Below are 12,742 nucleotides of genomic sequence, written 5' to 3' on the forward strand. Positions count from 1 at the left end.
TGGAAAAAAAGCGCAGTCGGTACCAGGCTTAATGCTGCCCGCAAAAAGGCGGGTCAGGACAATCCATATTCCGGTTTTAAACCGGAACTTACGGGAGCATAGCTATGACTGATATTGCGCAGTTGCTTGGCAAAGATGCCGACAGCCTTTTACAGCATCGTTGTATGACCATTCCTTCTGACCAACTTTACCTGCCTGGACATGATTATGTCGATCGTGTAATGGTGGATAACAATCGTCCGCCTGCCGTGCTGCGTAATATGCAGACGCTGTATAACACGGGGCGACTTGCCGGGACAGGGTATCTGTCGATCCTACCGGTGGATCAGGGGGTAGAGCATTCTGCTGGGGCTTCGTTTGCCGCTAACCCGCTGTACTTTGATCCGAAGAATATTGTGGAGTTGGCTATCGAAGCAGGGTGCAACTGCGTGGCATCGACTTACGGTGTGCTGGCTTCTGTCTCCCGCCGCTACGCGCACCGTATCCCGTTCCTCGTTAAAATTAACCACAACGAAACGCTCAGCTATCCGAATACCTTTGACCAGACGCTGTATGCCAGCGTAGAGCAGGCGTTCAATATGGGTGCGGTTGCGGTAGGGGCAACTATCTATTTCGGTTCTGAGGAATCTCGCCGCCAGATTGAAGAGATTTCAGCAGCGTTTGAGCGCGCCCATGAGTTGGGTATGGTTACCGTGCTGTGGGCGTATCTGCGTAACTCCGCGTTTAAAAAAGATGGTGTGGATTACCATGTTTCCGCCGATCTTACCGGGCAGGCTAACCATCTGGCTGCCACTATCGGAGCGGATATCGTTAAGCAGAAAATGGCGGAAAATAACGGCGGGTATAAAGCGGTTAATTTTGGCTACACCGACGATCGCGTCTATACCAAGTTGACCAGCGAGAATCCAATTGACCTGGTGCGTTACCAACTGGCGAACTGTTATATGGGGCGCGCCGGGTTAATTAACTCTGGCGGGGCGGCCGGCGGCGACACCGATCTGAGCGATGCAGTACGTACGGCGGTTATTAACAAACGTGCGGGTGGTATGGGGCTGATTCTGGGGCGTAAAGCGTTCAAGAAAACCATGGCCGACGGCGTTAAGTTGATTAACGCCGTACAGGACGTTTATCTGGACAGCAAAGTTACTATTGCCTGATCCCTCGGATTGTTGTTGGGTTAGCGCAATAGCGGACAACCTGGCGGCAGTCTGCAACGTAGCGCAGCGGGCAGGATTTCAATATGAAACTCTTGTCCGCTGAGTGGTTCACCATCGAGATTAAAGGTAATTTCGTGTGGGGCGCGGATATCAAACCACGACGATGCGCCCTCGATAATGTTAGGGTTGTCTTCGGATTGCGTTAACGCCGAAAGCAGTCCTGGCAGTAGTTCCTCGCCGGTAAAAATGCGCAGTTGCAGCAGGCCGTCGTTGATCAGCGCCGTAGGGCAAAGCTGTTGCCCACCACCGGCCTGGCGACCGTTACCGATACCAATCACCAGCGCTTTACCCTGCCAGTGAAAATCCTCCCCACGAATGTCACAGATGTCGGGCTTGAGCGTATCCATGCGCATTAATCCGTGAATAAAATACGATACACCGCCCAGTGCGGCCTTGAGTTTTTCCGGCGTTTCGGTGGTGATGCGCGTGCCAAATCCCCCGGTCGCCATGTTGATAAAACAGGTTTTATCGTTGACCTGCACCATATCGATCGCAGTCGCATTTGCAGCGATAGCCAGCTTTAACGCCTTATCAAGGTCGTCGGGTATACCAACGCTGGTGGCAAAGTCATTCGCCGTTCCCAACGGTAAAATACCCAGCGCTGGAATATTGCCACCCTGCGACTGAATCAGCGCTGTCGAAACTTCGTTGATGGTGCCGTCACCGCCGCCGGCTATCACCGTAGCAACGCCTAGATGACGAGCTTCATCAACGTAGCGTTGGGCATCGCCTTTTTCCCAGGTCACGCGAACATGGATTTCCACGCCTTCATCGCGAAGCTTCGCAATGGCATCACGCAGGGGGAGATTATCAGCACTTTTTCCATTGAGGATCAGTAAACTGGCAGGGAACGCTATCATCCGTTTGCCTCACTTTTTTTCGTTTTAACAAGTGTATGCCAGGAAAGCGTTTATGGCGTAAGAACTGACTGAAAGCGCAGGCGAAGAGATAAAAAAAGCCGCAGAGCGCGGCTTTTCAGATTGGGCAGACGTTACTGCGGGAACCACTGATCGCTGATTTTCTGGTACGTGCCGTCAGCTTTGATTGCCGCCAGCGCGCTGTTCAGTTTTTCCAGCAGGGCTTTGTTATCCGGGCGAACCGCGATGCCAAGGCCAGTACCGAAGTATTGCGGATCGGTTACTTTGTCAGTGGCTACACCTAACTGCGGGTTGGTTTTCAGCCATTCGTTAACCACAGCGGTATCGCCAAATACGCCATCAATACGGCCATTTTTCAGGTCGATAATCGCATTCTGATAGCTATCGTAGGCCACGGTTTTCACTTCAGGATGTTTGTCCTGCAGGTATTTCTGGTGCGTGGTGCCGTTTTCCATACCGATGCGTTTTCCTTTCAGATCGGCAAAGGTTTTATAGGTATCTTTTTTGGCAATAACCAGCGCGGAGTTAGCATAGTAAGGCTGAGTGAACGCAACCTGTTTGCTACGCTCGGGCGTGATATCCATTCCGGAAATCACTGCATCATATTTTTTGAATTTCAGCGCGGGGATCAGGCTGTCGAAAGCATGATTGGTAAAAGTACATTCCGCCTGCATTTGTTTGCACAGCGCCGTTGCCAGGTCGATGTCAAAACCGACAATTTTGTTGCTCGCGTCCAGTGATTCAAATGGCGGATATGTGGCTGATACACCGAAACTAATTTTATCAGCAGCTGAGGCGCCAGCGGCGAAAGTAGCAAGTAATGCGGCCAGTACTAACTTTTTCATGGTGGAACTCCCGTCTGTCAATCTTATGATTATTACCGTGTCTGCGGCGTGGAGTAACAATGCCATTTTATGAATTTGTATGCAATAAAAATGATTAAATATTTTTTATAGTATAAAAAAAGACGGACAATTTAGGTTGTTGTCCGTCTTCATTATTTTGCTTTATGCATATTTGCCGGATGGCGGTGCTAGCACCTTATCCGGCCTACAAAAGGTGCATGAACCGTAGGCCTGATAAGCGTAGCGCCATCAGGCATATGCTTAATTCCGGTGTTCAAACGCCAGCGCTTTACGTTCGATTAAGCGCATCATCAGCGTCAGCAAACCGTTGACGATCAGATAAATCACACCTGCCGCACCGAAGACCATAACGTCATAAGTACGACCGTACAGCAGCTGGCTATAACCCATGACTTCCATCAGCGTGATAGTGTAAGCCAGTGAGGTACTTTTAAATACCAGCACCACTTCGTTGGAATACGAGGAGAGGGCGCGTTTAAAGGCGTACGGCAACAGAATCGCCAGCGTATCCTTTTTGCTCATCCCTAACGCTCCGCAGGACTGCCACTGGCCTTCCGGGATTGCACGGATAGCGCCGTAAAACAGTTGCGTAGTGTAGGCCGCACTGTTTAACGACAGCGCAATTAAGGCGCATAACCAGGGTTCAGAGAGCAGATGCCACAGTACCGGATATTCTTGCAATGCCGGAAACTGTCCTGGTCCGTAGTAGATCAGGAAGATTTGCACCAGCAGCGGTGTACCGGTAAACAGCGTGATATAAGCGCGAACCAGCCACACCAGCACCGGCGTTTTCAGCGTCAGGATGACGGTGAAGATCAGCGCCAGCACCAGAGCAACCACGATGGAGGCGACCGTCAGCGTCAGGCTGGTATGCAGCCCTTTCAACAATTCAGGTAAATACTCAAGCATCAGCCTGGTCTCCGCTCAAAACGTGTCGCGCGCAGGTCAATGCGTTTGAGAATGTACTGACTCACCAGCGTAATCACCAGATAAATAGCGGCCGCCACAATGTACCAGGTAAATGGCTCCTGGGTGCGGGTGGCAATACTCTTCGTTTGCAGCATCAGATCGTTCACGCTGATAAGGCTGACCAGCGCGGTATCTTTCAGCAACACCAGCCACTGGTTACCCAGTCCCGGTAAGGCATGACGCCACATCTGCGGCATCACCAGACGAAAGAAGATCGCGGCTTTAGACAAACCCAACGCCTGACCTGATTCCCATTGTCCGAGTGGCACGGCCTTCAGCGCGCCACGCAGCGTTTGTGATGCGTAAGCGGCGTACAGTAATGACAGTGCAATGACACCGCACAGGAACGGGCTGACGTCGAAGTTTTCGATCTGCATCTGAACCGGGATTTGTACAAACCCGAGATTGATCGTAAAGCCATCGGCCAGCGTCAGCAGCAGCTGTGAGGAGCCGAAATAGATAAACAGAACCACCAGAATTTCTGGCAGACCGCGCAGGATGGTGACCAGGGCCGAGCCCGCCCATGCCACCGGGCGCCATTTTACTGACTCCCAGACGGCAAAAAACATGGCGAGCGCAAGGCCAATGATCAGCGCACAAACGGCAAGGCCGACGGTCATCCCGGCGGCGCTTGCTAAAGGAAAAAATTCATTCATCAAATATTACTTCTGGAACCATTTGTTGTAGATGGTCTCGTAAGTCCCATCTTTCTTCACTTTTTCCAGCGCAGCATTAAATTTCTGCTGCAGCTCGGTATTGCCCTGGCGCACAGCAATGCCCAGACCGGTACCGAAGTAATCTTTATCCGTCACTTTGTCACCAACCGCGGCAAGCTTAGGATTGTCTTTCAGCCATTCGGTTACTACTGCGGTATCACCAAAGACGCCGTCAATACGACCATTTTGCAGATCGAGTTTGGCATTCTGGTAGCTGTCATACGGCACAGTGGTCACTTCCGGATGTTTATCCATGATGAATTTCTGGTGCGTGGTACCGTTTTGAACGCCGACTTTTTTACCTTTCAGCTGGTCGATGCTGGTGTATTTACCCTGCTGGCCCACAAACAGCGCAGAGTTGTCGTAGTAAGGGGTGGTGAACAGCACCTGTTTTTCACGCTCAGGCGTGATGTCCATACCGGCCATCACCGCGTCAAAACGACGGAACTTCAGGCTCGGAATCAGGCTGTCGAAGGCCTGATTGGTGAAGGTACAAGTAGCGTCAATCTCTTTACACAGCGCGTTTGCCAGATCAACGTCAAAACCTACGATCTTGTTATTCGCATCGATAGATTCAAACGGAGGATAAGACGCTTCGGTGGCGAAACGAATGGTTTGGGCTGCGGTAGCGGAAAGACTAAAACCTGCGATTAGCGCGGCAATCAGAACTTTTTTCATTGTATTGTCCCGAATCTTAGTGAGAAAGATAGTTTTTAAACGCTTCGGTTTGCGGGTTGGCAAAGCAGCTCGCATCCCCAAACTCGACGATATGACCGTTTTCCATATACACCACACGGCTGGCCGTTTTACGTGCAACTTCCACTTCGTGGGTGACGATCACCTGAGTAATGTTGGTTTCCGCCAGTTCGCGAATGATGCTGACGATTTGGGCGGTAATTTCCGGGTCAAGCGCGGCGGTCGGTTCATCAAACAGTAGCACCTGCGGCTCCATCATCAATGCGCGGGCAATGGCTACACGCTGTTGCTGGCCACCGGAAAGATGTAATGGGTAACGATCGCTGTAAGGCTTGAGGCGCAGACGTTCCAGCAGTTTCTCGGCGCGCGCCATCGCTTGCTCTTTTGTCAGGCCCAGTACGCGGCAGGGTGCTTCAATCAGATTCTGCACAACCGTGAGATGCGGCCAGAGATTATATTGCTGAAAGACCATGCCCACGTTCTGACGCAGATCCCGAATGGCTTTATCTGACGGGGTCTTCGTGAAGTCGAAACGGTTGCCTGCAATAGAGAGCGTGCCCGAGCGCGGCATCTCAAGCAGGTTGAGTACGCGCAGCAGCGAGCTTTTCCCGGCTCCACTTGGGCCAAGTAACACCAGTGTTTCACCCTGAGGGCAATCCAGCGTGATATCGAACAGCGCCTGATGTGCGCCGTAGAAGCAGTTAATGCCGTTTAATTGAATACTCATTGACACTCGATACTGGCAGTCTGATAGCTATTGAAGCCGCAGATACTACCTTTGACAGAATAGTTATGCAATATTTATGCGTTAAAAGTTAAATGCAAACCGCATTCTTCTCTAAACATAGCACAAAATAGCGAGGTCACCAGTGGGCAAGAATAAATGTCGGCATTCTATGCAGAATGCCAGACAATTTATGGGGGTTATGATTTAAGCGGGTGAATGGGGCGGTTAGCGGTTTTCGACAGACTGGCGCAACGTCCCGGCTGGCGCGTGTACGCTGCCGCCCAGATAGCGTACATCATCAACGACCCAGCACTGACCTTCACGGATCATCAGCACTTCATCACGCCAGCTTTGGTCACCTTGTTTCAGCTCTACGCGCAGTGGAATGTTGCGTGCATCACTATTCGGAATAGTCGATGCGCTGGCGACACTGGCGCTGTCTGGTAACGTAGCGCGACTGGAGAACGGATCGCTGTTAAACAGGTCGCGGTGTGCATTATCACGGCTGGCATCGGTCAGCAGTTTAGCCAGATTGTCGCTCAGGTACGGACGAAGGGCGGTAATGTCATTGTTTCGATGCTGAATACGGTAATCATAGAATTGTTGAGCCACGCTGTCTGGCCCACCTTCTATGCATGAACCACTACGCGTGCCGTTATCTTTATAGACCGGCGTCACGGTCGTACAGGCGCTGAGAAGTAGTGCACATGGAACCAGCAGAGAGAGTTTCGAATAGCGCATAATGATTTCCTTATAAGCTTCCTACTAATTGTGTTCTACGATGAACAATTCGGTCTCACTAAAGATTGTATGATCGATTAACACATTGTTTTTGCTAAAGCAAATTCGCGGACACCCGACCTGAAGCATGTTGGTGGCGCTCGTTGCCAGCTTCAGCTTTAGTATATCAACCTGCAACGGGGCGTTGGCGGCCATTCATGCTTCTTATACTGTATAGACCATCTGAGCATTTGCATGTTCCATTTGCCGCGCTTTACGCCTGGCTAAACAAAACTCATGCCGTGTTGTTGGCTATAAGGGACTCCGGATGGCTAAAATAAGAGTTGCTTAATCTCGGTGCCCGTGCGTTAATGATCCGGTCGGTTTGAATAACAGACGATATACAAAGTAGTTTACTCAAGCAGTTCTCATTTTCAGGTGTAATCCGTTTATCCCCTCTTTGAGTCTCTTCATTAAGCACTACGAAGTTTTTGTCATAAAAACCAAGCTTGCCGAAAGGCTCAAATTAAGGAATAAATATATGTCTACTAAAATGACTGGTTTAGTTAAATGGTTCAATCCTGAAAAAGGTTTTGGCTTCATTACGCCTGCAGATGGCAGCAAAGATGTCTTTGTCCATTTCTCAGCGATTCAAAGTAATGAGTTTAAGACGCTGAATGAAAACCAGAAAGTCGAATTCGGTGTGGAGCAGGGACCTAAAGGTCCATCCGCAATTAATGTTGTGGCGCTTTGAGGTAACTATTATTACTAATCATATTCACTTTCGCTGTCCATGTTGCCATGGTTCCCAATACAGAACATCAAGCTTTGATGTTACTGAAGGAAATCCATTCGGGGCAAAATGTATTTTTTGTAAATCAAAAATGATTACATTTGATAACGTAGCAATGTACATTCAGTCCGGCCAGGCGCCATTAGATTTTAGAAAATAATAACTTCAGGCCCCCAAACATCTGGGGGCTTTTTTATTTCTGGCGGCATGCCAGTCAAATAAAAATAAAAAACGCACCACCTGAAACCGCTACACATCAACAAGGATAGCAGTTTTATTTGGCGGGCTTTCCTTTGAGTGTCATAGTGTATTGGTTTGATAATGCTTTTGAGGTCGTGCTCTTAGCGCAAAAAGGAGATTAATGATGCAGTTTTCGACAACCCCTACGCTGGAAGGACAGAGCATCGTGGAGTACTGCGGTGTTGTTACCGGTGAAGCCATTTTAGGCGCGAATATCTTCCGCGATTTTTTTGCCGGTATTCGCGATATTGTCGGCGGTCGCTCCGGCGCGTATGAAAAAGAGCTGCGTAAAGCGCGTGAAATTGCTTTTCAGGAGCTGGGCGAACAGGCGAAAGCGCTGGGTGCTGATGCGGTGGTCGGTATCGATATCGATTACGAAACCGTAGGCAAAGACGGTAGCATGCTGATGGTGAGCGTCAGCGGTACCGCGGTGAAAACTCGCCGATGAAACGTCTGTTGTGTCTGCTGGCATTTACGCTGTTGCTGGTGGGATGTGCTGGCGAAAAAGGGATTGTCGACAAAGACGGGTATCAGTTAGATACCCGCCGTCAGGCCCAGGCTGCTTATCCACGCATTAAAGTACTGGTTATCCATTACACGGCCGATGATTTTGACTCTTCCCTGGCTACGCTGACCGATAAAAACGTCAGTTCACACTATTTGATCCCCGCAGTGCCGCCGCTTTACCATGGTAAACCACGTATCTGGCAACTGGTGCCGGAAAAAGATCTGGCCTGGCATGCGGGGATTAGCTTCTGGCGCGGCGCTACGCGTATTAACGATACCTCAATTGGTATTGAGCTGGAAAACCGCGGCTGGCAAAAATCAGCGGGCAGCAAGTATTTTGCGCCGTTTGAGCCCGCGCAGATTCAGGCGTTAATCCCATTGGCGAAAGATATCATCGCCCGCTACGACATAAAACCGCAAAACGTGGTTGCTCATGCAGACATTGCGCCGCAGCGTAAGGACGATCCCGGTCCGCTGTTTCCGTGGCAAGCACTGGCCGCTCAGGGCATTGGCGCATGGCCGGATGCTCAGCGTGTGGCATTTTATCTCGCCGGACGAGCGCCCCATACGCCGGTAGAAACCGCGTCATTGCTCGATCTGCTGTCACGCTATGGCTATGAGGTAAAACCCGAGATGACGCCGCGTGAACAGCAGCGGGTGATTATGGCGTTCCAGATGCACTTCCGCCCGACATTGTGGAATGGCGTGGCGGATGCGGAAACGCAGGCGATTGCCGAAGCGTTACTGGAGAAATACGGGCAGGGTTAACGCAGACACCAATGCCTGATGGCGCTTCGCTTATCAGGCCTACGGTTAATTTGGCAGGTTTTTGTGGCGCCACCCTGCAATGGCTATCAGCCTAACGCGGCAGCTTACCGTGGTCGCGCAGCCAGGCCGCGGTACGCTCAATCCCTTCATCCAGCGTCACAACGGGCTGATAACCTAACTCTTCCTGGGCGCGGCTGGTATCCAGCGTAAAGTCAAAATTTAGCTTCGAAACGCCGTAATGCGTAAGCTTTGGCTCTTTCGCCGATTTATTGCCTAAGCGCTCCATGCTGCGGGCAATCATGTCCAGCATCGGGTAGGGCACAGAGCGGATACGGCAATCAATATTCAGCTCGTCGATAAGTTTCTGCACAATACTGCGCAGGGTGCGATGTTCACCATTGGTTATATTGTACGCGCGACCCGACGGCAGCTTATCGCAGGCTTCCTGACTCGCCAGCCACATCGCGTGAACTGCGTTCTCGTAATAGGTCATATCCACCAGCGCACTCCCGCCATGCGGCAACAGGATGCTGCCGTAGTGGTACATCATATGGGCGAGGCGGGGAATAAAGACTTTATCGTGAGGTCCGAACAAGCTTTGTGGGCGCAAGACGGTAAAGCGAGTCTGCGGGTTGGCCTGGGCGAGCAGCGCAATCACCTCTTCACCAGCCGCTTTGCTGCGGGCGAATTCGTTGGCGAAGCGATGGGGACGGAAGTCTTCTTTGATATCGCGATGATGGTGATAATCAAAATACAGCGACGGAGAGGAGATATGAATAAAGTTACGTACACCCCAGGCTACGGCCCACTCGCCCAGACGGCGGGTAGCACGAACGTTGGCCAGATCAAAAGCTTCCTGAGTTCCCCATGGAGAGGTGAAACTGGAGCAGTGCCACAGCGTGTCAATGCCGGCCAGCATCACTTTTGCCTGCGAAGAAACCAGCTCGGTCAAATCCGCATGCACAAACTCTGCGCCCATTTTCTCCAGCAGCTTGCCCATCGCTTCGTTGCGACCGGTGGCTCTGACGCTGACGCCTTTGCTGCATAAAAACTCAACCGCGTTTCGGCCCAAGCCGCTGGTGGCTCCGGTAACCAGTACCTTCATATCAATCCACTGTGTTTAAAAAACGTCGTGCGCATTCTTCCGTGAATTACGCCTGTATGCAATGGGAAACATGAAAGAATACAGGCTCTTTTTATCATTAGTCTGTGATTTGTTCTGCAAGTTTGGCTATACGCTTCGCCATCCCCCTGAAAATGAACAGGTGGGCGGGGATCATCAACAGCCAGTAGAAGAGGCCAGGCATACCGTGCGGATGCCACCACGCGCGTACATCAATGCATCGGTGGTCACCTTTATCTTCCAGTGTGAAGCTCAGGCGACCCAGTCCCGGCGCTTTCATCCCAAACAGCAGCGTCAGCTGTTTCTCCGGCTCAACGATGATGACTTTCCAGCTATCAACGGTGTCGCCAACTTGCAATAGTGGGTGTTCGGGGCGACCTTTTGCCAGCTTATGGCCGACCAGCAGGTCCAACGCCGCGCGCGTCTTCCATAGAATATTGCCAAAGAAATAGCCTTCTTTGCCGCCGAGTCGATTCACAACCTGCCACAGCGCTTTTGTGCTGGCAGAGGTTTCAACGCTAAAGCCAGCTTGTTTGGCGAAATAGCCATATTCTGGACGCCAGCGGGCAAACGCCTGTGCGTCGTAACCCCAGTCGCTGGAGTTGACCAGCTTCTCTTCTTCCTTCAACGTGCTGCGCACGGCGTCATCAAAGGCAATCAGTTTTTGTGGGATCAGCGCACGTAATTCGGTGTCATCGGCCAGCAGGTCGTGTTTTAAGCCCTGGATCAGCGCTTTGGCCGTGGTTGGCGGCACTGACGTAATGACGTTCAAAAACCAGACCGAAATCCAGCGGGTAGGGAAGGGGATGGGGATGAGCAGGCGATGTTTACCGCTGACCGCCATAAAATGCTCGAACTGTTCCTGATAGCTCAACACCTGCGGCCCGGCGGCTTCGAGGACGCGGTGATGTGGTGTGGGATTTTCCAACAATGCCACCAGATAGTACATTAAATTCTCCAGCGCGATAGGCGTGGTACGCGAGCGTACCCAGCGTGGAGGGGTGAGAACCGGTAGGTTGTAAACCATATCGCGCATGACTTCAAAAGCAGCGGAACCAGCCCCCACGATAATGCCCGCGCGCAATTCCGTCATTGGCACGCCTGACTCGCGCAGGGTGTCTGCGGTTATCTGTCGCGCACGCAGATGATCGGATTGTTCATGCCGGGGAGCCTGCAATGAGCTCAGGAAAATAAGCTGTTTAACTGGCGTATTACGCAGCGCATCGCGCACGTTCATCGCCACCTGACGTTCGTGGGCAATAAAATCACCGCCTTCGCCCATACCATGAACCAGATAATAAACCGTATCAACACCCGTCAGCAGCGGGGTGAGGTTATCTGGCCAATTCAAATCGACCTTGTGGCAACTGACATTGGCCAGTTGCTGCTTTTCCAGCCGTTCAATGCGACGTGCCGCAGCCAACACCTGGTGCCCTTGCTGACTGAGCGCCTGTACCAAATGCTGACCAATGTAGCCACTGGCGCCAAGAACCAAAATCCGTTGCGGCACGCCCATCTCCTTATTGGGTTAAAAAAGCGCGCCAGTGGGCGACGACTTCAGCAAGTTGTTCACGTGATACGTCCAGGTGCATCACCAGGCGCACAATCGGGGAGGCGTTAATCAGCACACCTTGCGCTTTCATATACTCGCCCAGCGCGGCAGCGTGCTCTTCGCCAACGCGAACAAAAAGCATATTGGTGTCGTGGCGCATGACGTCTGCGCCTGCTTCGCGCAGCTGTTCCGCCATCCAGGCGGCGTTGTCATGATCTTCCTGCAAACGCGCCACGTTATTTTTCAACGCATACAGTCCGGCTGCAGCCAGAATCCCAGCCTGACGCATTCCGCCGCCGGTCATTTTGCGCCAGCGAATAGCGCGTTTGATGTACTCGTGGCTGCCGACCAACAGTGAGCCTACCGGCGTCCCCAAACCTTTGGAGAGACAAATGGTGAACGAGTCGCAGTATTGCGTGATCTCTTTCAGCTCACAGCCGTAGGCGACGATGGCGTTAAAAATACGTGCGCCGTCGACGTGCAGGGCAAGATTACGCTCACGGGTGAATTCCCAGGCGTCTTTCAGATACTCGCGCGGCAGCACTTTGCCGTTGTGGGTATTTTCCAGGCTGAGCAAGCGGGTGCGGGCAAAATGGATATCGTCCACTTTGATTTTTGCAGCTACTTTGTCCAGAGGCAGGGAACCATCCGGTGCGGCGTCGATAGGTTGCGGTTGAATGCTACCGAGCACCGCTGCGCCACCTGCTTCGTAGAGATAGTTATGCGCGCCCTGGCCGGCAATGTACTCTTCGCCACGCTGACAATGGCTGAGCAGCGCCACCAGGTTAGCCTGAGTACCGGTAGGTAAGAAAATAGCGGCTTCTTTACCAGAAAGCTCTGCGGCGTATTGCTGGAGGGCGTTAACGGTAGGGTCGTCTCCATACACGTCATCCCCGACCGGGGCTGCCATCATCTCTTCCAGCATGGCGCGACTCGGCCGGGTGACGGTATCACTGCGTAAATCAATCAT

15 protein-coding genes are annotated in these 12,742 nt (G+C 51.9%); 5 read left to right on the top strand and 10 right to left on the bottom strand.

Annotated elements, in window-relative coordinates; all coding sequences use genetic code 11:
* The first annotated feature begins 104 nt into the window (after positions 1–104).
* Entirely contained in the window at positions 105–1,157 is a 1,053-nt protein-coding gene (gene fbaB, locus GHC22_RS08335) for a class I fructose-bisphosphate aldolase (protein WP_003834421.1), read from the top strand.
* 20 nt (positions 1,158–1,177) lie between these two features.
* On the opposite strand, the gene yegS is transcribed toward fbaB, so the two are convergent.
* From yegS to GHC22_RS08370, 7 genes are all read right to left on the bottom strand, one after another.
* Positions 1,178–2,077, bottom strand: a complete 900-nt coding sequence (gene yegS, locus GHC22_RS08340; RefSeq protein WP_153752661.1) for a lipid kinase YegS — start codon at positions 2,075–2,077, stop codon at positions 1,178–1,180.
* 131 nt (positions 2,078–2,208) lie between these two features.
* Positions 2,209–2,940: an arginine ABC transporter substrate-binding protein ArtJ gene (artJ, locus tag GHC22_RS08345; RefSeq protein WP_003027308.1), complete on the bottom strand. Its 732-nt coding sequence runs from the start codon at positions 2,938–2,940 to the stop codon at positions 2,209–2,211.
* Between the two features lie 261 nt (positions 2,941–3,201).
* On the bottom strand, positions 3,202–3,870 hold the full coding sequence (gene artM, locus GHC22_RS08350) for an arginine ABC transporter permease ArtM (RefSeq protein WP_003840185.1): 669 nt from the start codon (positions 3,868–3,870) through the stop codon (positions 3,202–3,204).
* Complete coding sequence (artQ, locus tag GHC22_RS08355; RefSeq protein ID WP_003027301.1) at positions 3,870–4,586, bottom strand: arginine ABC transporter permease ArtQ; 717 nt, start codon at positions 4,584–4,586, stop codon at positions 3,870–3,872. The genes artM and artQ overlap by 1 nt, the downstream gene beginning before the upstream one ends.
* A 6-nt stretch (positions 4,587–4,592) precedes the next feature.
* Positions 4,593–5,324: an arginine ABC transporter substrate-binding protein ArtI gene (artI, locus tag GHC22_RS08360; protein ID WP_003027298.1), complete on the bottom strand. Its 732-nt coding sequence runs from the start codon at positions 5,322–5,324 to the stop codon at positions 4,593–4,595.
* Positions 5,325–5,340: 16 nt separating this feature from the next.
* Positions 5,341–6,069, bottom strand: a complete 729-nt coding sequence (artP, locus tag GHC22_RS08365) for an arginine ABC transporter ATP-binding protein ArtP (RefSeq protein ID WP_003027295.1) — start codon at positions 6,067–6,069, stop codon at positions 5,341–5,343.
* 225 nt (positions 6,070–6,294) lie between these two features.
* A complete protein-coding gene (locus tag GHC22_RS08370) occupies positions 6,295–6,810 on the bottom strand; it encodes a lipoprotein (RefSeq protein ID WP_003834409.1) in 516 nt (171 codons plus the stop codon).
* A gap of 520 nt (positions 6,811–7,330) precedes the next feature.
* Here GHC22_RS08370 and cspG point away from each other — a divergent pair.
* The 4 genes from cspG to GHC22_RS08390 all read left to right on the top strand — a co-directional run bounded on the left by cspG (position 7,331) and on the right by GHC22_RS08390 (position 9,097).
* Positions 7,331–7,543: a cold shock protein CspG gene (cspG, locus tag GHC22_RS08375; protein ID WP_020996661.1), complete on the top strand. Its 213-nt coding sequence runs from the start codon at positions 7,331–7,333 to the stop codon at positions 7,541–7,543.
* Positions 7,544–7,553: 10 nt separating this feature from the next.
* Positions 7,554–7,742, top strand: coding sequence for a cold-shock protein (locus GHC22_RS08380; protein WP_153753967.1), 189 nt, complete (start codon positions 7,554–7,556; stop codon positions 7,740–7,742).
* A 204-nt stretch (positions 7,743–7,946) separates the two neighbouring features.
* On the top strand, positions 7,947–8,270 hold the full coding sequence (locus GHC22_RS08385) for a heavy metal-binding domain-containing protein (RefSeq protein ID WP_001160725.1): 324 nt from the start codon (positions 7,947–7,949) through the stop codon (positions 8,268–8,270).
* Positions 8,267–9,097: an N-acetylmuramoyl-L-alanine amidase gene (locus GHC22_RS08390; RefSeq protein WP_032943958.1), complete on the top strand. Its 831-nt coding sequence runs from the start codon at positions 8,267–8,269 to the stop codon at positions 9,095–9,097. Before GHC22_RS08385 ends, GHC22_RS08390 begins: the two co-directional genes overlap by 4 nt.
* 91 nt (positions 9,098–9,188) lie before the next feature.
* Here the strand turns inward: GHC22_RS08390 and GHC22_RS08395 are convergent, their stop codons facing one another.
* The 3 genes from GHC22_RS08395 to ltaE form a co-directional block, all read right to left on the bottom strand.
* A complete protein-coding gene (locus GHC22_RS08395) occupies positions 9,189–10,202 on the bottom strand; it encodes an NAD(P)-dependent oxidoreductase (RefSeq protein ID WP_003834312.1) in 1,014 nt (337 codons plus the stop codon).
* Between the two features lie 97 nt (positions 10,203–10,299).
* Positions 10,300–11,730: an SDR family oxidoreductase gene (locus tag GHC22_RS08400; protein WP_153752663.1), complete on the bottom strand. Its 1,431-nt coding sequence runs from the start codon at positions 11,728–11,730 to the stop codon at positions 10,300–10,302.
* A gap of 10 nt (positions 11,731–11,740) precedes the next feature.
* The gene (ltaE, locus tag GHC22_RS08405) at positions 11,741–12,742 is read right to left on the bottom strand and encodes a low-specificity L-threonine aldolase (RefSeq protein ID WP_153752665.1); all 1,002 of its coding nucleotides are present in this window, start codon (positions 12,740–12,742) and stop codon (positions 11,741–11,743) included.

The organism is Citrobacter sp. H12-3-2 (genome assembly GCF_009649895.1).
Lineage (GTDB): Bacteria > Pseudomonadota > Gammaproteobacteria > Enterobacterales > Enterobacteriaceae > Citrobacter > Citrobacter portucalensis.